Here is a 19262-nt window from a genome sequence, read left to right as displayed (position 1 = left end):
GCCCTCCGCCGACGCCCCGGACGCCGCCCGGGGGGCGTCCGCAGGGGGCGCACCACCGCGACACGCGCGCACCACCCTGCACCCCTCTGGACGCCGGGCCCGACCCGCTGTTCGCTGGTGTGGGGCGGGACTTTGGGGGAGCCGTAGCAGCACACCGAAGGACCGGATGGGAGGCCGCGATGGCTTCAGCTCGGACGACCGGCACCACCGCACGACCGACGGGCGCACGCCCGCACCACCCGCAGCCCGGAACCGCCCGGCCCGCACGGGCGCGCGACTGGGCGGAGATCCAGGAACGCATGCTGGTACCGCTCTACGAGGCGGTCCACGACCGGATGGAGGTCGGCCCGGCGAGCAGCGTGCTGGGCCTGGGCTGCCGGTCCGGACTGGCCCTGCTGCTCGCGGCCGGCCGGGGTGCCCAGGTCGCCGGGCGGGAACCGCGGGACGAGCTGCGCGAGCTGGCTCACGGCCGTCGGCTGCGGGTGTGCGCCGGGGCCCGGACGGCCGCGGCCGTCCCCCGCCCGGCCCATTCGCTGGTGACGGTTTTCGAGCAGCCGCCCGGCGCCGCCGAGGCCGGCCCGGTGGTCGCCGAGGCCGCCCGGCTCGTCCTCCCGGGCGGGCACGTGGTGCTGGCCGCCTGGGGCCCGCCGGAGCGCTGCGAGAGCGCCCCGGTGCTGGACGTGGCCCGGCGGATGGCGGGCCGGACCACCGCGCGCGACCCGTTCGAGCTGAGCGCGCCCGGCGCGCTGGAGGACCTGCTCGCCCCGGCCGGCCTGCGTCCGGCCGGCAGCGGCCGGGTGAGCTGCCCGTTCGCCTACGCCGACCTCGACAGCGCGGTGCGCGGCCTGCTCTCCACCGGGCTGTTCGAGCCGGCCGAGGAGTTCTCCGGCGCCTCGCTGGTGGCCAAGGAGCTGGAGGAGACGCTCCAGCCGTACCTGCGGGCGGACGGCTCGGTCCGGATGGAGAACCTGTTCCGGTACCTGATCGCCGAGCGGCCGCGCTAGGAAGCACGAAACCGGGGGCGCCCGCCACCACGGCGAGCGCCCCCGGCTTCCGGCTTCACGCCTGGTCGATCGACTTCCCGCCGGCCCCGCCGGGCTCCCCGGCCGCACCGGACTCCTCGGGTCCAGCAGCCCCCGCAGACCCCGTGGACCCCGCAGCCCCCGCAGGCTCCGCTGAGTCCTCGGAGGATGCCTCCCGCGGCACCCCCGCCGCCCGGTACGCCGCCGCCTCGTCCAGCGTCTCCGCCTCCAGCAGCGCCGCCGACAGCGCGTCCAGCCGGTGCCGCTGCTCGGTCAGGATCCGCACCGCGTCGTCGTAGCACTCGGAGACGATCCGCCGGGCCTCCTCGTCCACCGCGTCCAGGGTGGTCGGGGCGGCGGAGAGCCCGTACGCGCCCTGCGGGTCGGAGGGCACCGCGGTGAGCCGGCCGACCCGCTCGCTCATCCCCCAGCGCCCCGCCATCCCGCGGGCGATGTTGGTGACCTGCTCCAGGTCGCTCTCCGCGCCGGTGGTGATCACCCCGTAGACCACCTGCTCGGCCGCCATGCCGCCGAGCGCGCCGATGATCCGCCCCCGCAGGTAGGGCTCGGTGTACGAGTAGCGGTCGTTCTCCGGGGTGGAGAGGGTGACGCCGAGCGCCCGGCCGCGCGGCACGATGGTGATCTTGCGGACCGGGTCCGCGCCGGGCTGGAGCATGCCCAGCAGGGCGTGCCCGCTCTCGTGGTACGCCGTCCGCTCGCGCTCCTCCTGCGGCATCACCAGCGGCCGGACCGCGCCGAGTTGGACCTTCTCCAGGGCGTCCGAGAGGTCCCGCTCGTTGACCGCGTCCTGCCGGCGCTTGACCGCCAGCAGTGCCGCCTCGTTGACCAGGTTGGCGAGTTCGGCGCCGGTCATCCCCGGCGTGACCTTGGCCAGCTGGGTGAGGTCGGCGTCGCCGGCCAGCGGAACGCTGCGGCTGTGGATGCGCAGGATCGCCGCGCGGCCCTCCCGGTCGGGCGGGCTGACGGTGATCCTGCGGTCGAAGCGGCCGGGGCGCAGCAGCGCCGGGTCGAGCACGTCCGCCCGGTTGGTCGCGGCGATCACGATGACGCCCTCGGAGCCGCTGAAACCGTCCATCTCGGTGAGGATCTGGTTGAGGGTCTGCTCGCGCTCGTCGTGCCCGCCCATGCCGCCGCCCGCGCCGCGCTGGCGTCCGATGGTGTCGATCTCGTCGATGAAGATGATCGCCGGGGCGACCTTGCGGGCCTCGGCGAACAGCTCGCGGACCCGGCTGGCGCCGACGCCGACGATCATCTCGATGAACTCGGAGGCGGAGGCGGAGAAGAACGGCACGTCCGCCTCGCCGGCGACGGCCCGGGCCAGCAGGGTCTTGCCGGTTCCGGGCGGACCGCTCAGCAGCACGCCGCGCGGCATCTTGGCGCCGAGCTTGCGGTACCGATCGGGGTTCTTCAAGTAGTCGACCACCTCGGTGAGTTCGGCCTCGACCTCGTCGATGCCGGCCACGTCGGCGAAGGTGGTGCGCTTGCCCTCCTCGGCGGTCACCGGCTTGGGCGGGGCCTTGCGGCCGAGCGGCCCGCCGCCGAGCCCGCCGGCCATCCGGCGGGCGAGCAGCACCCAGATGAAGACCAGCAGCAGCATCGGGGCGAGCGAGAGCAGCAGGTTGGTGAGGAAACTGCGCTGCTGGACCGGCGAGGTGGCGGTGACCTCCACGCCCTGCTGCTGCAAGGTGCTCCAGAGGTTGTCGCCCGCGAAGGAGGGCCGCTGGGTGTCGAACTCGGTGTAGTCGCCCTTGCCGCCGTCCGGTTTGGGCTGGGCGGTCTTGAGCTTGCCCTCGATCGAGTCGCCCTTGGCGTAGATCTTGGTGATGTTGCCCTTGTTCAGCTGGTTGTTGAACTCGGTGTACGAGATCGTGGTGGCCCCGGCGGGGCCGAAGAGGGACAGCAGCAGGTCCGAGATCAGGAACACCACGAGGGCGGTGAGGGCGAGGCCCACCCAGCCGCCGGGCATCCGGCGCTTGGGCGGGGGCGGGGGCGGGGCGCCCTCCGAGCGCCAGGGCTGGTCGGGGGTCTGACGCGGCGGCACGGGTTCGGTCACCCATCGGACAATACGGACAGGTGCTCGGGCGAGCCAATCGCAACGCCGCGCCCGGACCGCCGTACGGCCGCTCCGACCCCTCCCACCAGCGGCTATGCCGCCGCTCCCGGCCACTCCTCGGCGGTCAGCGCGAACCGCTCGTGGTCACGCCAGTCTCCCTGGAGGAACAGCATCCTCGGAGTGAAACCCTCGTGCCGGAAGCCCAGCCGCTTGGCCATCGCGATCGAGCGGTCGTTCTCCGGCTGCACGTTGATCTCCAGCCGGTGCAGGCCCAGCCCGTCGGCCGACTGCGACGCGAAGCAGCGGTCCAGGACCAGTCGCATGCCCTCGGTCATCCGCCCGGTGCCGCTGAACGGGACGTACGAGTCGTAGCCCAGCGAGGCGTTGCAGAACCGGCTCATCACGATGTTGGCGACGTTCACCTTGCCGACCAGCCCACCGGTCTCCCGGTCGAGGATCAGGAAGGTGCGCAGCCCGGGCCCCTGGCGCTCCAGCAGGTCGGGCAGCCCGTCCGGCTCCACCGGGTTCCACTTCCCGATCTGCTCGGCGGACCGCCGGACCGCTTCGGCGTACGCAACCGCGTCCTCGGCCCTCGGGGCCCTGATCATCACTCGCATGCCCCCATCATCGGACACGCGATCGGCCCGTCGCCCGGAAATACCGGACGACGGGCCGATCGGAGCCGATCAGGACCGGCCCCGGTCTGTCGTGGAACGACCGGGGAGCGATCAGGGCCGCTCAAGGACTACAGCAGGTCCTTGAACTCCTTGGGCAGCTCGAAGTCGGCGGGGCCCTTGCCCGCGCCGAGGCCGAACGCGCCGCCGTCCGCCGGGGACTGGCCCGCGCCCGGGCCGAGCGCGCGGCGCTCGGCGGCCGCGGCCTCCTCCTGCGCGCGCTTCAGCGGGTTGCCGCTCTTGCGCTTCCCCTTGGCCTGCGGGGCCTTCTTGCCGGACTTCTTCGCGCCGCCGCCCATGCCGGGGATCCCCGGCATGCCGGGCACGCCCTTGCCGGAGGCCATCGCGGACATCATCTTGCGGGCCTCGAAGAACCGCTCGACCAGGTTCTTCACCTCGCCGACCTGGACGCCGGAGCCCTTGGCGATGCGGGCCCGGCGGGAGCCGTTGATCAGCTCCGGCTCGGCACGCTCGACCGGGGTCATCGACTTGATGATCGCGCCGACCCGGTTGACGTCCTTGTCGTCGATGTTGTTGATCTGGTCCCGGATCTGGCCCATGCCCGGCAGCATGCCGAGCAGCTTGGAGATCGAGCCCATCTTCTGGACCTGCTCCAGCTGGGACAGGAAGTCGTCCAGGGTGAACTGCTTCGGGCCGCCGCGCAGCTTGGCGGCGATCTTCTCCGCCTCGGCCTGCGAGAAGGTCTGCTCGGCCTTCTCGATCAGCGAGAGGACGTCACCCATGCCGAGGATGCGCGAGGCCATCCGGTCCGGGTGGAAGGCGTCGAAGTCGTCGACCTTCTCGCCGTTGGAGGCGAACATGATCTGGCGGCCGGTGACGTGCGCGACCGACAGGGCGGCACCGCCGCGGGCGTCGCCGTCGAGCTTGGAGAGCACGACACCGGTGAAGTCGACGCCGTCGAGGAAGGCCTGGGCGGTGGTGACCGCGTCCTGGCCGATCATCGCGTCGACGACGAACAGGACCTCGTCCGGGTTCACCGCGGCGCGGATGTCGGCGGCCTGCTGCATCAGCTCGGCGTCGATGCCCAGGCGGCCGGCGGTGTCGACGACGACGACGTCGTACTGCTTCTGCTTGGCGTACTCGATCGAGTCCTTGGCCACCTGCACCGGGTCGCCGACGCCGTTGCCCGGCTGCGGGCCGTAGAAGGCCACGCCGGCGCGCTCGGCGACCACCTGGAGCTGGTTGACCGCGTTGGGGCGCTGGAGGTCGCAGGCGACCAGCAGCGGGGTGTGCTTCTGGCTCTTCAGCCAGTGGCCGAGCTTGCCCGCGAGGGTGGTCTTGCCGGCGCCCTGGAGGCCGGCCAGCATGATCACCGTCGGACCGCTCTTGGCGAACCGCACCCGGCGGGTCTCGCCGCCGAGGATCGCGATGAGCTCCTCGTTGACGATCTTGATGATCTGCTGCGCCGGGTTCAGCGCACCGGAGACCTCGACACCGAGCGCCCGCTCCTTGACCTGCTTGATGAAGGCCCGGACGACCGGCAGCGCGACGTCCGCCTCCAGCAGCGCGATGCGGATCTCGCGGGCGGTGGCGTCGATGTCCGCCTCGCTCAGGCGGCCCTTGCCCCGGAGGTTCTTGAACGTCGCTGCGAGGCGATCGGAAAGGGTGTCGAACACGTCGTCGCGGGTCCTCTACGGCATCGGTATCGGTACGGTCGTCGTCCCCCAGGGTATCCGGCCGCCCCGGGTACGGTCTCCACCCCCGGTCGGAACTCCTCCCCGGAACCGGACGCGGGCCCGACGCGGGCCGGACACAGACCGCACGCGGGCCGCACGCGACCCGAGCCGGAACCGGCGCTCAGCCCAGCGCGGCCCGGACCGCCGCCGCCACCTCCCCCGCCCGGCGGGCGGTCAGCGGACGGCCCAGCGGGTCGGTCAGGTAGAACGAGTCGACGGCCTCCGCGCCCAGCGTGGAGACGTGCGCGGTGCGCACCCGGACGCCCGCCCCGTCCAGCGCCCGGCCGATCCGGTGCAGCAGTCCGGGGGCGTCGTGCGCGCGGACCTCCAGCACGGTCGCGGTCGCCGAGGCCACCGCGGGCGCCACCGCGACCAGCGGCGGAGGAGTGGGGATGCCCCGGCGGCGCGGGGCGGCGGCGTCCCGCTCGGCGAGGCGGCGGGTGACGTCCAGCGAGCCGTCCAGCGCCCGGCGCAGATCGGCCCGCAGCCGGGCGGCCTCCGGCAGCCCGCCGTACTCGGCCGCCACCCGCCAGGACAGCAGCAGCACCGGTCCCGCGCCCACCGGGTCCAGTTCGCGCAGCCCGGCCGAGCGGACGGCCAGCCGGTGCAGCGCGAGCACCCCGGCGGCGGTGCCGAGCAGCCCGGGACGGTCCGGGACGGCCAGGTTCAGCTCGACGCCCATCGGCTCGGCGCCCGGAGCCGCCCCCTCGAACCCCTCGAACCCCTCGAACCCCTCGAACCCCTCGAACCCCTCGCACCCCTCGCACCCCTCGGACCCGGCCCGCAGCGACAGCGCCGGCTCACCGGTCCTGGCGGCCTCGACGGCGAGCCGCTCCTGCTCGGCGGTCGGCGCCGCCTCCACCGGCGCGGCGCCCGCCCCGGCCAGCCGGTCCGCCACCCTGGCCACCAGTCCGTCCACCAGCGAGGCCCGCCAGTCGCTCCACGCGGCCGGACCCGTGGCCAGCGCGTCCGCCTCGGTGAGCGCGTGCAGCAGCTCCAGCTCCGGCAGGGTGGTGACCACCTTGGTGATCGCCTCGACGGTGGCCGGGTCGTCCGGGTCGCGCCGGGTCGCGGTGTCCACCAGGGTCAGGTGGTGGCGGACCAGCACCGCCAGGGTCCCGGTGTCCTCGGCGCCGAAGCCCATCCGGGCGGCGAGGTCGCGGACGATCACCTCGCCGGACTCGCTGTGGTCCCCCGGCCAGCCCTTGCCGATGTCGTGCAGCAGCGCGGCGACCAGCAGCAGGTCCGGCCTGGCCACCCGGCGGGTCATCGCGGCGGCCCGCACCGCCGTCTCCACCAGGTGCCGGTCCACCGTCCAGCGGTGCACCGCGTTGCGCTGGGGCCGGCAGCGCACCCGCTCCCAGTCCGGCAGCAGCCGGCCGACCAGCCCCTCCGCCTCCAGCGCCTCCCACACCGGGACGGCCGCCTCCCCCGCGCCCAGCAGGGTGACCAGCTGCTCGCGCGCCTCGTCCGGCCAGGGCACCGGCAGCGGGCGGCACTCGGCGGCCAGCCGGCGCACCGTGGCGTACCCGACGGGCAGCCCGTTCTGCGCGGCGGCGGCAGCGGCGCGCAGCGGCAGCACCGGGTCGGTGGCCGGGCGGGCGCCCAGGGCGAGCACCGCCTCGCCGTCCTGCTCCACCACGCCCTCGGCGAGCGGGCGCCGCTCGGCCGGGCCCCGGGCCGCCGCGCCGGCGCCGCGCCCGAGGCCGGTGAACGGGATGCCCGGCCGGCGCACCCGCCGACCCCGGCCGCCGCGGGCCGCGAGCACCCGGTCCACCGCCCGCCAGGTGACGTCGCCCGCGTACGCGATGGTGCGGGCGGCTTCGTAGACCCGGCGCAGCAGGGTGTCGGCGTCCAGCACCCCGAGCCGCTCGGCGACCTGGTCCTGGTCCTGGAGGCCGAGCCGCTCGGTGGCCCGGCCGGTGACCAGGTGCAGGGCGTCGCGCACGTCGGCCAGCCGCTCGGCGGCGGCGTCCAGGCCCTCCCTGGGTGCGTCGGCCAGCCAGGTGGCGGCGATCGCGTCCAGCACCACGACATCCCGCAGGCCGCCGCGCGCCTCCTTCAGGTCGGGCTCCAGCAGGAAGGACAGCTCACCCTGCCGTTCGGCCCGCGCGCGGGCCAGCTCGCGCAGCTCGGGCAGGCGCGCGGGGGCACTCGCGCGCCAGTCGGTGAGCACCCCGGAGCGCAGCGCGTCGGTGAGCGCCCGGTCCCCGGCGAGGTGGCGGGCGTCCAGCAGGCCGAGCTGGGCCCTGAGGTCGGCGGCGGCGACCGCGCGGGCCTGGGCGACGGTGCGCACCGCGTGGTCGAGCCTGGCGCCCGAATCCCAGACCGGGTACCAGATCCGCTCGGGCAGTTCCCCGGAGACACGTCCTTCGTGCAGCAGCAGGACGTCCAGGTCGCTGCGCGGGGAGAGCTCGCCGCGCCCGTAGCCGCCGACCGCGACCAGCGCGACGCCGGACGGGGCACCGGCCGCCGCGAACAGTCCGGCCAGCCAGTCGTCGGTGAGCCGGGCGAGCGCCCGGCGGCGGGGGCGGCCGACGAGGCCGGGGGCGGCGAGCAGCGCGGCCCGGGCGGCGGGGTGGTCGTGGGGGTCTGGGAGGTCGGGAAGGCCGGGGAGGCCAGGGTGGGCTTGGGGGCCAGGACTGCTGGGAGTGGTCATGCGCGTGGGTCCCGTCCGTCGTGCGAGGGGAGACGCCATCGGCGGGCCCGCTCCCCCGGAGGGGTGACGGGCCCGCCCGGGCTTCGGCGTCTACAGGGCGTCCGGGCCGCGTTCGCCGGTGCGGACCCGGACTGCGGTGTCGACCGGGACGCTCCACACCTTGCCGTCGCCGATCTTGCCGGTCCGGGCTGCCTTGACCAGGACCTCGATCAGGTCGTCGGCGTCGTCGTCCTCGACCAGGACCTCGATCCGGACCTTCGGGACGAGGTCGACGGTGTACTCGGCGCCCCGGTAGACCTCGGTGTGGCCGCGCTGGCGGCCGTAGCCGCTGGCCTCGGTGACGGTCAGGCCGTGGACTCCGAAGGCCTGCAGGGCGGCCTTCACCTCGTCCAGGCGAAAGGGCTTGATCACGGCGGTGATGAGCTTCATCGGGCGTCGACCTCGGTCTTCTCGGCGGGCTTCTCGACAGGCTTCACAGCGGGCTTCTCTGCTGCGGCCGTCCCGGCGGCGGGCTGCTCGGCCGCGGCCGTCCCGACAGCGGCACCGGTCAGGCCGGACGCGGCCCGGGCCAGGCCCGCCCCCACGGCGCTGAAATCGTAGGCGGACTCGGCGTGTTCGGCCTGGTCGATGCCGGCCATCTCGACCTCCCCGGAGACCCGGAAGCCGACCAGCCGATCGACCGCCCTGGCCAGCAGCCAGGACAGCACGAAGGAGTACACCGCGACCACCGCCACGCCCATCGCCTGCTTGCCCAGCTGCCCGATCCCGCCCCCGTAGAACAGGCCCCTGGCGCCCTGGCCGACCCCGCCGGTGGCGAACAGGCCGACCAGCAGCGAGCCCATCGCCCCGCCGACCGCGTGCACGCCGACCACGTCGAGCGAGTCGTCGAAGCCCCAGCGGTACTTCAGCGACACGGCGGCGCAGCAGACCGCGCCCGCGACCAGCCCGATCGCCACCGCGCCGAGCGGGCTGACCGAGCCGCAGGCCGGGGTGATCGCGACCAGCCCGGCCACCGCGCCGGAGGCGGCGCCCAGCGTGGTGCAGGCGCCGTGCCTGAACCGCTCGCAGACCAGCCAGCCGACCAGCGCCGCGCCGGTGGCGACCTGGGTGTTGACCATCGCCATCGCGGCGACGCCGTTGGCGGCCAGTGCCGAGCCCGCGTTGAAGCCGAACCAGCCGAACCAGAGCAGTCCGGAGCCGAGCATCACCAGCGGCAGGCTGTGCGGGCGCATCGGGTCCCGCTTGAAGCCGATCCGCTTGCCCAGGACCAGGCAGAGCGCGAGGCCGGCGGCGCCCGCGTTGATGTGCACGGCGGTCCCGCCGGCGAAGTCGATCACGCCGTTGCGGTCGCCCAGCCAGCCGCCGTCGCCGCCGTCGAAGAAGAACACCCAGTGCGCGACCGGGAAGTAGACGATCGTCACCCAGAGCGCGATGAACAGGCCCCAGGCGGCGAATCTCGCCCGGTCCGCGACGGCGCCGCTGATCAGCGCCGGGGTGATGACCGCGAACATCAGCTGGAAGAGGGCGAACGCGGTCACCGGGATGGACCCGGTCAGCTCGTCGAGGCCGATCCCGCGCATCCCGAGGTGGTCCAGGTTGCCGATCAGGCCGGCGAAGGAGTCGGACCCGAAGCTGAGCGAGTAGCCGTAGAGGACCCACAGCACGCTGACGATGCCCAGCGAGAGGAAGCTCATCGCCAGCATGTTCAGCGTGCTCTTGGCCCTGACCATGCCCCCGTAGAAGAAGGCCAGCCCTGGGGTCATCAGCATGACCAGGGCCGCACTGATGAGTACGAAGGCGGTGTCGCCCGCGCTGAAGCCGTCCGGCATCGGCGTCTCCTCTGTGTCCAGTGCCGATCCGCACCCGGGACCCGTCCCGTGGTGCCACCCGGGGTGTCGGCGTTGGAGAGGAGCGTGCCGAAGGCTGGTTTCGGCTGGTGCGGCCGGTTGTTTCACCGCAGTGACGTGTACGACGCGCGGGTTACGGCTGCGTGAACCGCGGCCCCGCCACCCGGCCGGCGGCAGCACCGGCGCCGGACATACCACCGACCGTGACGGCGGCGGCCGTCACGGTCGGTGGAGCTTTTCCGGTGGCGCCCCCAGATGGAGCCCCAGGGCGGGACCCGTCAGGCGGGGCCCGTCAGACCACCGAGACGAACTCCGGGATGTCCTGGACCACCCGCTCCTTGAGCCGGCTCACCGCGTCCACGCCCTTGAAGCGGGCCGCCGCGGCCTCCGTGGTCTTGCGCACCCGGGAGTTCAGCCGCTCGGAGCGCACCTTGGTGGCGATGTCCACCGCCTGCTCGGCCATCACCGCCGCCTGCTCGGCCTCCTTCTGCAACAGGTGCACGCTGGCCATGCCGATCAGGTTGAAGGCGTACGAGCGCACGTGGTCGCCGTCCTGGCGGAAGAGGTCGACCGCGCGCTCCATCACCGGCGCCGACATCGAGGCGTAGAGCTCGGCGTTGTCCGAGTGGTACGCGAGGTCGCGGAAGGAGTGCGCGTTCTCGGCGTTCAGCTCGGCCGGTGAGAAGAACTTCAGCCAGTCCGGATCGCCGTCGCCCTCCCGGATGTCGGTGAAGGTGTCCTCGGACAGCCGGACCGCCCTGGCGCAGCGGTTGACCTCGCCGATGGTGGCGTAGGCGCGGGCCTCCATCGCGTAGAGCAGGGACTGCTGGCGCGCGGTGGCGGTGTCCCGGCTGCCGTACTGGGCCAGGTGGATCAGCTCCAGGGCGTCCTCGCCCCGGTTGAGGTGGATCATCTGGCGGCTCATGTCGGTGAGGATCAGCGCGCCGAACGGGCGGTCTCCCGCCTCCTTGGCGGCGTGCAGGGCGAGCACGTAGTACTTCTGCGCGCTCGGATGCATCCCGACGTCGTACGACATCCACCCGGCCAGGTGGGCGAGTTCGGCGGTGAGCCGGAACAGCCGCTTGGTGGTGTCCTCGCTGTACGTCTCCTGGAGCAGGTCGGTGACCTCGTGCAGCTGGCCGACGACGGCCTTGCGGCGCAGCCCGCCGCCGTTCTGCGCGTCCCACTGCCGGAACATGACCGTGGTCTGCTCCAGCAGTTCCAGCTCGGGTTCGGAGAGCCGGCCGGTGAACGCCTCGCCGCCGTTGGCCGCGGTGAGGATCGGGGTGGGGACGCCGGTCGGGCCGGGGGTGAGCCAGCGCTGCATCGGCTCGATCAGCGCGGCGCCCGCGGTCAGCGCCAGCGAGGTGCCGAGGAACCCCCGGCGGTTGAGCATGAGGTCGCTGCGGGAGTAGTCGCTGATCAGCTGGACGGTCTGCGGGCCGCTCCACGGCAGGTCGACGCCGCCGCCCACGGTCGAGACCGGGATCGCGGCACGCAGGCCGAGGTCCTCGATCGAGACCACCGAGCCGAACCGTTCGGAGAAGAGTTCCGACATGATCTTGGGGATCGGCTCGCGGGGCTGTTCACCGTCGAGCCAGCGGCGCACCCGGGAGGTGTCGGTGGACACGTGGTGGGCGCCGATCTGCCGGGCCTTGCGGTTGACCTGGCGGGCCAACTCGCCCTTGGACCAACCGCTGCGGGCGAACCACGTGGTCAGCTTCTCATTCGGTTGCTTCTCTGCCATGGGTAACGTCCCCATCCCGCCCGGCCCCTCGCGGGGCCCCCGAGTCGTGACCGCCCGACGGTTGCGGGCTCTTGCCAGACGTGCCGTACCTGAAGGTGCCGCCGCGCCGCGGTGCTGCCGGAACCTCGGCGCCGTCGCACTGGTGTGCCATCGTTGCGGACGATCCGTCAGATTCCCAACTCCCGTTCCTCCAGGGCCCGGGACAGACTCCTCGACGACATCCGCGTGCTGAACGTAATGCCCCGCGAGGGGCCCGCGGGAGCGGCCCTGGCGAAACGCCACCTTTCGCCACCCCCAGGAGTGAACCGAAGCCAGGGGCCACACGCTTCACTTAGGGAGTCCCGACGGCCCGGCATATGCGGGCAGCCCAGTCCCCCGGCGCATCCGGGAGGACTCGACAGACTCCGCAATCCACCGCAGCCACAGGCGAGTTCACCGTCCACTCCGGACAGCGGCAGCCCCACGCACACGACGATCCGGCATCGGCGCCGCCCCCACAAGGCGGCGCCCGAGGCACACCGGCGGAACAGGCGCACACCACGCGCCGCACGCCGCCACCGCACTACGCACCACACGGCTGACAATCGACACACAGTCACCGTCCCGTAACCATCGGCAACGAGAATCTGTTGGGGAAGGCATGGACAACCTGTTCGGCGAACTACGACTGGGGCACCTGCGGCTGGCGCCGCTGGGCGCGCGCCGCCGCACCAAGGTCACCGCGTCCCAGGCCGCCGCGGAGTACACCGGTCGCTGGGGCTGGACGGTCGTCACCGGCGGCCCGGCCACCGGCGCCACCGCCCCGACCCACTGTCCCTGCGGCGCCACCCGCTGCGCCGCCCCCGGCCTGCACCCCGTACCCGGGAGCGGCGGCCCGGCCGGCGCCGCCCGCACCGAGGGCTCGGTGCTGTTCCCCACCGGCCGCGCCTTCGACGTCCTGGACGTCCCCGAGCAGGCCGGCCTCCAGGCACTGGTCCGACTGGAGCGGATGGGCACCCAGGTGGGCCCGGTGCTCGCCGCCCCCACCGGCCGGCTCCAGTTCCTGGTCGCCGCCGGCACCGCCCGGCGCCTGCCCGACCTGCTGTACCGGATGGGCTGGGACGACGCTGCGCTCGACCTGGCCTGCCACGGCGAGGGCAGCTACGTCGCCGCCCCGCCCACCGTCCTCGGCGGCCTCGGCCCGGTCCGCTGGCTGCGTCGCCCCACCCGGGACAACGCGGGCTGCCCGCCCGAGGCCCGGCTGCTGCTCGGCACCCTCGCGTACGCCTGCCACCGCAGCCGCGAGCGCACCGCCGAGCCGGCCTGGATGGCCTCGTGACCCGTCCGCCCGCCACCGGATCGCGCTGAACCGGCGACTCCACCGGTCCGCCGGCCTGCCAGGCCGGCGGACCCGCCCGGCCGCCGGGCACGCGAAAGGGTCCGCCCCCGGGAGGGGAGCGAACCCTTCGCCAGGCCCGTGTCAGGCCCTCGTACGGCCTCGCGTACGCGGGGAGCCTCAGTCCCCGATCAGCGCGTCCACGAACGCGCCCGGCTCGAACGGCGCCAGGTCGTCCGCGCCCTCGCCCAGGCCGATCAGCTTGACCGGCACGCCCAGCTCGCGCTGGACCGCGACCACGATGCCGCCCTTGGCGGTGCCGTCCAGCTTGGTCAGCACGATGCCGGTGATGTCGACCACCTCGGCGAACACCCGGGCCTGGATCAGGCCGTTCTGGCCGGTGGTGGCGTCCAGCACCAGCAGCACCTCGTCCACCGGGCCGTGCTTCTCGACGACCCGCTTGACCTTGCCCAGCTCGTCCATCAGACCGGTCTTGGTGTGCAGTCGGCCGGCGGTGTCGATCAGCACGGTGTCCACGCCCTCGGCGATGCCCTCCTTGACCGCGTCGAAGGCGATCGAGGCCGGGTCCCCGCCCTCGGGGCCGCGCACGGTGCGCGCCCCCACCCGCTCGCCCCAGGTCTGGAGCTGGTCTGCGGCGGCGGCCCGGAAGGTGTCGGCGGCGCCGAGCACCACCGTGCGGCCGTCGGCGACCAGGACACGGGCCAGCTTGCCGGTGGTGGTGGTCTTGCCGACGCCGTTGACGCCGACCACCAGGACCACGGCCGGGCCCTCCTCGTGCTTGGTGGAGCGGACGGCCCGGTCGGCGTCCTTGCCGACCAGCTCGACCAGCTCCTCGCGCAGCAGCGCGCGCAGCTCGTCGGGCGTACGGGTGCCGAGCACCTTCACCCGGGTGCGCAGCCGCTCGACCAGCTCCTGGGTGGGGGCGACGCCGACGTCCGCGGTGAGCAGGGTGTCCTCGATCTCCTCCCAGGTGTCCTCGTCCAGGTGCTCCCTGGAGAGCAGCGAGAGCAGGCCCTTGCCGAGCGAGTTCTGCGAGCGGGAGAGCCGGGAGCGCAGCCGGACCAGCCGGCCCTCGGTGGGCTCGGGCACCTCGACGGCGGGCGCCGCCTCGGCCTCGGCGGGTGCGACCTCGACGGCCTCGGGGGCTTCGGGGGCCTCGGCCTCCGCCGGGAGTTCCACCTCCTCGATGGTGCGGCGGGGCGCCTCGGTCGGCGGCGCGGACTCCTCGCCGACCTGGGGCTCCTGCGGCGTGGGCTTCGGCGCCGTGATGACCGGCGCCTGCGACTTCGGGGGCAGCTGCTGGCGTCGTCTGCCGGAAACGACGAGGCCGGCGATCGCGCCGACGGCGACCACGGCGATGACTACGGCAAGGATCACGTATTCCATAACCGCTCCAGTATCCGCGACCGGAGCCCGGATGGACCGCAGCCGCCCTACACCGATGCGGTACGGACCGCCCGCGGCCGCCGTTCCCGGTGCTCTTCGCGCAGCCGCTGGCTGATCACCTGCGAGATGCCGTCGCCCTTCATGGTCACGCCGTACAGCGCGTCGGCCGACTCCATGGTGAGCTTCTGGTGGGTGATCACGATCAGCTGGGAGCTCTCCCGCAGCTCCTCCATGAGCCCGATCAGCCGGCGCAGGTTGGTCTCGTCCAGCGCCGCCTCCACCTCGTCCATCACGTAGAACGGGCTGGGCCTGGCCTTGAAGATCGCCACCAGCAGCGCCACCGCGGTCAGCGAGCGCTCGCCCCCGGACAGCAGCGACAGCCGCTTGACCTTCTTGCCCGGCGGGCGGGCCTCCACCTCGACCCCGGTGGCGAGCATGTCGTCCGGGTCGGTGAGCACCAGCCGGCCCTCCCCGCCGGGGAAGAGCCGGGCGAAGACGCCCTCGAACTGGGCGGCGGTGTCCTGGTAGGCCGCGGTGAACAGCTGCTCGACCCGCTCGTCCACGTCCCGGACGATGTCCAGCAGGTCGCGCCGGCTGCGCTTGAGGTCGTCCAGCTGCTCGCCGAGGAACCCGTGCCGCTCCTCCAGCGCGGCGAACTCCTCCAGCGCCAGCGGGTTGACCTTGCCGAGCTGCTGGTACGCCTTCTCGGCGGCCCGCAGCCGCTTCTCCTGCTCGGCCCGGACGTACGGGTACGGCTCCCCCGGCTCCTTCCCCTCCTCTGGGGTGGACGGCGGGACCGGCTGGTCGGGCCCGTACGAGGCGAGCAGTTCGCCGCCGTCGATGCCGAACTCCTCCAGGGCGCGGGCCTCCAGCTGCTCGATCCGCAGCCGCTTCTCGGCCCGCAGCACGTCGTCCCGGTGCCCGGCGTCGACCAGCTTGTCCAGCTCCTCCTTGAGGCCGCGGCCGTGCTGGCGGTGCTCGCGCAGCTCGTGCTCGCGCTCGGCGCGCGCCTGCTCGACGGCCGCCCGCCCGGCGTCCGCGCGGGCCAGCGACACCTCCAGGCAGGCCAGCAGCTGCCGGGCGCCCGCCGCGACGGCGTTCGCGACCGAGGCGTCGTGCTCGGCGCGCCGACGGCGCTCGGCGGCCCTGGCGCGCGCCTCGCGCTCGGCCCTGGCGGCCTGGTCCAGCCGGTCGGCCCGCCCGGCCAGCGCGCGGACCCGCTCCTCGTGGGTGCGCACCGCGAGCCTGGCCTCCAGCTCGGCCTGCCGGGCGGCGCTCGCGGCCCCGGCCAGCCGCTGCTGCCCGGCGGTGTCCGGCTCGTCCTCCCCGGACTCCGCCGACCCCTCGGCCGCGGCCAGCCGCTCCGCCAGCTCCTCGGCGGCGTCGAGCAGCCCGGTCAGCGCCTGCTCGGCCCGCGCGGCGGCGGCCGACAGCCGCTCGGCCTCCCCCGCCGCGGCGCGGGCCTGCCCGCCGAGCCGGCCGAGCGCCCCCGCGACCTGGGCCCGCTCCCGCTCCGACTTCCGCCTCTGCTCGGCCAGTTGCTCCACCTCGGCGACCGACTCCCGCCTCAGCTCGGTGAGTTCGGCCAGCCGATCGGCCGACTCGGCGCAGCGGACGGCGAGTTCACCGATCGCCCGGGCCGTCTCGTCCACCGCCACCCGGGTCTCCAGCAGGCTCGGCGCGCCGCCGGAGCCGCCCTGCGCGAAGCCGGCGCCGAGCCGGTCCCCGTCGGCGGTGACGGCGCGGAGTCCGGGGTGCTCGGCGACCAGCCGCAGTGCCCGGTCCAGGTCGGCGACCACCACCACCCCGGCCAGCAGCTGCCGTACCGCGCCGAGCAACCCGGCCGGGCCGTCGACCAGTTCGGCCGCCCAGCGGGTGCCCTCCGGCAACTCCCCCGCCTCGTGGGCCACTGCGGCGACACCGTCGATCAGCAGCGCGGCCCGGCCGGCGTCCTCGGCCCGCAGCAGCCGCAGCGCCGCCACGGCCGCGGCCGGCGAGTCGACGGCCACCGCGTCGGCCGCCGCGCCGAGCGCCGCGGCGAGCGGCACCTCGCAGCCCGCCTCGATCCGCAGCAGGGCGGCCGCCGGGCCGAGCAGCCCGCCCAGCCGCTCGCCCGCGTCCAGCAGCGCGCCGGTGCCGTCCTTGCGGCGCAGTCCGAGGGAGAGCGCCTCGTGCCGCGCGGTCAGCCCGGCCCGCTCGCGCTCGGCGGCGCCGGCCGTCTCCCGGGCGGCGGCGAGCCCGCTCTCCACGGTGGCCAGCCGCTCGCGCGCCCGCTGGTACCCGGCCTCTGCCTGCCCGTCGGCCCCGGCCAGGCCGTCCACCTGTCGCTGGAGTTCGTCCAGTTCGTCCTGCGCGGCCCCGGCGCGCAGCAGCGCCTCGTCCCTGGCCTCGGCGAGCCGGCCGATCTCGGCCTGCGCCGCGGCGGCCTTGGAGCGGGCGGCGGCGGCCTGCCCCTGCAACCGGGCCAGGCCCTCCCTGCGGTCGGCGATGGCCCGGGCGGCGTCCCGCAGCCGGCGCTCCTCGGCGGCCAGCTCCCGTTCCAGCCCGCCCCTGCGCTCGACCGCCTCGGCCAGCGCGTACTGCGCCTCCTCCAACGCCCCGGCCAGTGCGGCCTCCTCCGCGCGGACCTGCTCGGCCTCGCCTTCCAGTTCCTCGGGATCGCGCCCGCGCCGCTCCTCGCCCCGGCCCCCGGCGACGGCGTGCCGGGCCCTGGCCTCGGCCAGCCCGACGGTGCCGCGGGTGCGCTCGGCGAGCGCGGAGAGCCGGTACCAGGTCTGCCGGGCGGTCTCCAGGTCCGGCCCGAGCCGCTGGACCTGCGCCTCCAGGACGCGCTCCCGCTGCACCGCGCGGGCCAGCTCCTGCTCGACGGTGGTGCGGCGCAGCCGCAGTGCCAGTTCGTCCGCGACCTCGGCCTCGACGGCCCGGCGGAGCGCGCCCAGGTCGTCGGCGAGCAGCCGCAGCCGGGCGTCGCGCAGGTCGGCCTGGATGCCGGCGGCCCGGCGGGCGACCCTGGCCTGCCGGCCGAGCGGTCCGAGCTGGCGGCGCAGCTCGGCGACCAGGTCCTGGACCCGGTTGAGGTTGGCCTGCATCGCGTCCAGCTTCCGCAGCGCCTTCTCCTTGCGCTTGCGGTGCTTGAGGACGCCGGCCGCCTCCTCGATGAAGGCGCGCCGGCCCGTCGGGTCGGCGTGCAGGACGGAGTCCAGCCGGCCCTGGCCGACGATGACGTGCATCTCGCGGCCGATGCCGGAGTCGGAGAGCAGCTCCTGGATGTCCAGCAGGCGGCAGGTCTCGCCGTTGAGCGCGTACTCGCTGCCGCCGTTGCGGAACATCGTCCGGGTGATGGTCACCTCGGAGTAGTCGATCGGCAGGGCGCCGTCGGCGTTGTCGATGGTGAGGCTGACCTCGGCGCGGCCGAGCGGGGCGCGCCCGCTGGTCCCGGCGAAGATGACGTCCTCCATCTTGCCGCCGCGCAGCGACTTGGCGCCCTGCTCCCCCATCACCCAGGACAGCGCGTCCACCACGTTCGACTTGCCGGAGCCGTTCGGGCCGACGACGCAGGTGATGCCGGGCTCGAAGCGCAGGGTGGTGCTGGAGGCGAAGGACTTGAACCCGCGCAGCGTCAGACTCTTCAGGTGCACGCGGCCGGTCTCCTCTATCGCTCGCGACGGGAACCGACTGTATCCGGCGCCGGACACGACGAAGGGACGCCACATCCGGGCGTCCCTTGCAAGCTGCGTCCCTTTCGGGGCGGCTCAGTGCACAGCGGCGTCGATCTGCGAGGACCGGGCGGGACTCAGGTGAGAGCCGGCTCCCGCTGATCCAGATCGATGCTGCTGAGCAGCGAGTGCTCGTCAGCGACAGCGGTCAGAGCGTCGTTCTCGGCCTGCATCCGAAGGAGCTCGGATTCAAGGTCCTGGACGCGCTGCTGAAGCCGCCGCATCTCGGAGAGCATTCGCGGGTCGGGGCCGCCGACGTACCCGAGAAGCGCCTTTGCCATGATGAATGGTCCTCCACGCTGAGTGACCGAACCGGAACGGTCCAGGTCTAGGGGGAAGGGGGACGCACGCGCGGCGCGTCACCGGAAGTGCTGGCTGGGCACTACGGCACAACCACCGTGAGCTGGGCTCACGAGGGCATGCGCCTGCCGGGAGAACGCGGTCGTGTGCGCGGGCTTCCAGCGTCTCACCAAAGACGGAAAGGGTCAACACGATCACCGCGCGCTACCGCGCCCCTGTCACCTGCCCGGCGGTGTCGTCACGCCCGGGGGGGCTTCGGGATGGGTCCACCAGGTGCTCGTGGATCATCGTTCGATGCGGAGTCAACCACGAGTCTGCCCGGATGGCAACCTCGTGACACCGCAGGTTCGGGATCTTTTCCCGGACGGCCTCGGAGCGGGCCGCCGGGCGGGGGCGGCGGGACCGGCCCCGGGCGGCTCAGCGGATCCCGAAACCCTCGTAACCAGCGCCGACGGCCGTCCAGATCTCGGTGACGCCGCTGACGTTCCCCGGGGTGCCGGGGCCGCGCAGCAGGGCCAGCAGCTGCTCGCAGTCGGCCGCGAGCCCCTCCGCCACCACCTGCACCCGGCCGTCGCCGAGGTTGCTCGCGTAACCGGTCAGGCCGATCTCCAGCGCCCGTGCCCTGGTCCACCAGCGGAACCCGACCTGCTGGACCTTCCCCCGGACCCAGGCGGTCACCCGGACCGGTTCCTCACTGTGGGCGTCGCGACCGTGCATGCCCCGACCTTAGGACACGCCCCGACCGCACGCGCGACCGGCCGCGGGACGGACGGCCGCGGCCCCGCCGGAGGACCGGCGGGGCCG

At 74.3% G+C, this 19262-nt stretch carries 13 protein-coding genes; 2 read left to right on the top strand and 11 right to left on the bottom strand.

Annotated features, from left to right (window positions below; all coding sequences use genetic code 11):
* Window positions 1-179: 179 nt before the first annotated feature.
* Window positions 180-1004 carry a class I SAM-dependent methyltransferase gene (locus ACIQOW_RS36565; RefSeq protein WP_401092156.1) on the top strand — a complete coding sequence of 275 codons (825 nt, stop codon included), beginning with the start codon at window positions 180-182 and terminating at the stop codon, window positions 1002-1004.
* A gap of 55 nt (window positions 1005-1059) precedes the next feature.
* On the opposite strand, the gene ftsH is transcribed toward ACIQOW_RS36565, so the two are convergent.
* The 7 genes from ftsH to ACIQOW_RS36530 all read right to left on the bottom strand — a co-directional run bounded on the left by ftsH (window position 1060) and on the right by ACIQOW_RS36530 (window position 11720).
* On the bottom strand, window positions 1060-3096 hold the full coding sequence (gene ftsH / locus ACIQOW_RS36560; protein WP_401092155.1) for an ATP-dependent zinc metalloprotease FtsH: 2037 nt from the start codon (window positions 3094-3096) through the stop codon (window positions 1060-1062).
* 92 nt (window positions 3097-3188) lie between these two features.
* Window positions 3189-3713 (bottom strand): GNAT family N-acetyltransferase, encoded by a 525-nt coding sequence (locus tag ACIQOW_RS36555; protein WP_188301727.1) that lies wholly within the window; start codon window positions 3711-3713, stop codon window positions 3189-3191.
* 128 nt (window positions 3714-3841) lie between these two features.
* Complete coding sequence (gene ffh, locus ACIQOW_RS36550) at window positions 3842-5407, bottom strand: signal recognition particle protein (protein WP_401092154.1); 1566 nt, start codon at window positions 5405-5407, stop codon at window positions 3842-3844.
* A 181-nt stretch (window positions 5408-5588) separates the two neighbouring features.
* Window positions 5589-8126 carry a [protein-PII] uridylyltransferase gene (locus ACIQOW_RS36545; protein ID WP_401092152.1) on the bottom strand — a complete coding sequence of 846 codons (2538 nt, stop codon included), beginning with the start codon at window positions 8124-8126 and terminating at the stop codon, window positions 5589-5591.
* A 90-nt stretch (window positions 8127-8216) separates the two neighbouring features.
* A complete protein-coding gene (locus tag ACIQOW_RS36540; RefSeq protein WP_401092151.1) occupies window positions 8217-8555 on the bottom strand; it encodes a P-II family nitrogen regulator in 339 nt (112 codons plus the stop codon).
* A complete protein-coding gene (locus ACIQOW_RS36535) occupies window positions 8552-9955 on the bottom strand; it encodes an ammonium transporter (RefSeq protein ID WP_401092150.1) in 1404 nt (467 codons plus the stop codon). Before ACIQOW_RS36535 ends, ACIQOW_RS36540 begins: the two co-directional genes overlap by 4 nt.
* Before the next feature lie 310 nt (window positions 9956-10265).
* Window positions 10266-11720 carry a hypothetical protein gene (locus ACIQOW_RS36530; RefSeq protein WP_188295351.1) on the bottom strand — a complete coding sequence of 485 codons (1455 nt, stop codon included), beginning with the start codon at window positions 11718-11720 and terminating at the stop codon, window positions 10266-10268.
* Between the two features lie 640 nt (window positions 11721-12360).
* On the opposite strand from ACIQOW_RS36530, the gene ACIQOW_RS36525 reads away from it, so the two are divergent.
* A complete protein-coding gene (locus tag ACIQOW_RS36525; protein ID WP_401092149.1) occupies window positions 12361-13038 on the top strand; it encodes a bifunctional DNA primase/polymerase in 678 nt (225 codons plus the stop codon).
* Between the two features lie 177 nt (window positions 13039-13215).
* Here the strand turns inward: ACIQOW_RS36525 and ftsY are convergent, their stop codons facing one another.
* From ftsY to ACIQOW_RS36505, 4 genes are all read right to left on the bottom strand, one after another.
* Window positions 13216-14442, bottom strand: a complete 1227-nt coding sequence (ftsY, locus tag ACIQOW_RS36520; RefSeq protein ID WP_401092148.1) for a signal recognition particle-docking protein FtsY — start codon at window positions 14440-14442, stop codon at window positions 13216-13218.
* A gap of 47 nt (window positions 14443-14489) precedes the next feature.
* Window positions 14490-18080: a chromosome segregation protein SMC gene (smc, locus tag ACIQOW_RS36515; protein WP_401092147.1), complete on the bottom strand. Its 3591-nt coding sequence runs from the start codon at window positions 18078-18080 to the stop codon at window positions 14490-14492.
* A gap of 155 nt (window positions 18081-18235) precedes the next feature.
* On the bottom strand, window positions 18236-18439 hold the full coding sequence (locus tag ACIQOW_RS36510) for a hypothetical protein (protein WP_148642783.1): 204 nt from the start codon (window positions 18437-18439) through the stop codon (window positions 18236-18238).
* A 436-nt stretch (window positions 18440-18875) separates the two neighbouring features.
* Window positions 18876-19175, bottom strand: a complete 300-nt coding sequence (locus tag ACIQOW_RS36505) for an acylphosphatase (RefSeq protein ID WP_401092146.1) — start codon at window positions 19173-19175, stop codon at window positions 18876-18878.
* Between the last annotated feature and the right edge of the window lie 87 nt (window positions 19176-19262).

This window comes from Kitasatospora sp. NPDC091335, assembly GCF_044757205.1.
Taxonomy (GTDB): domain Bacteria; phylum Actinomycetota; class Actinomycetes; order Streptomycetales; family Streptomycetaceae; genus Kitasatospora.
The sequence above is the reverse complement of the archived record's forward strand: the minus strand, read 5'-3'. Positions and strand labels throughout refer to the sequence as shown.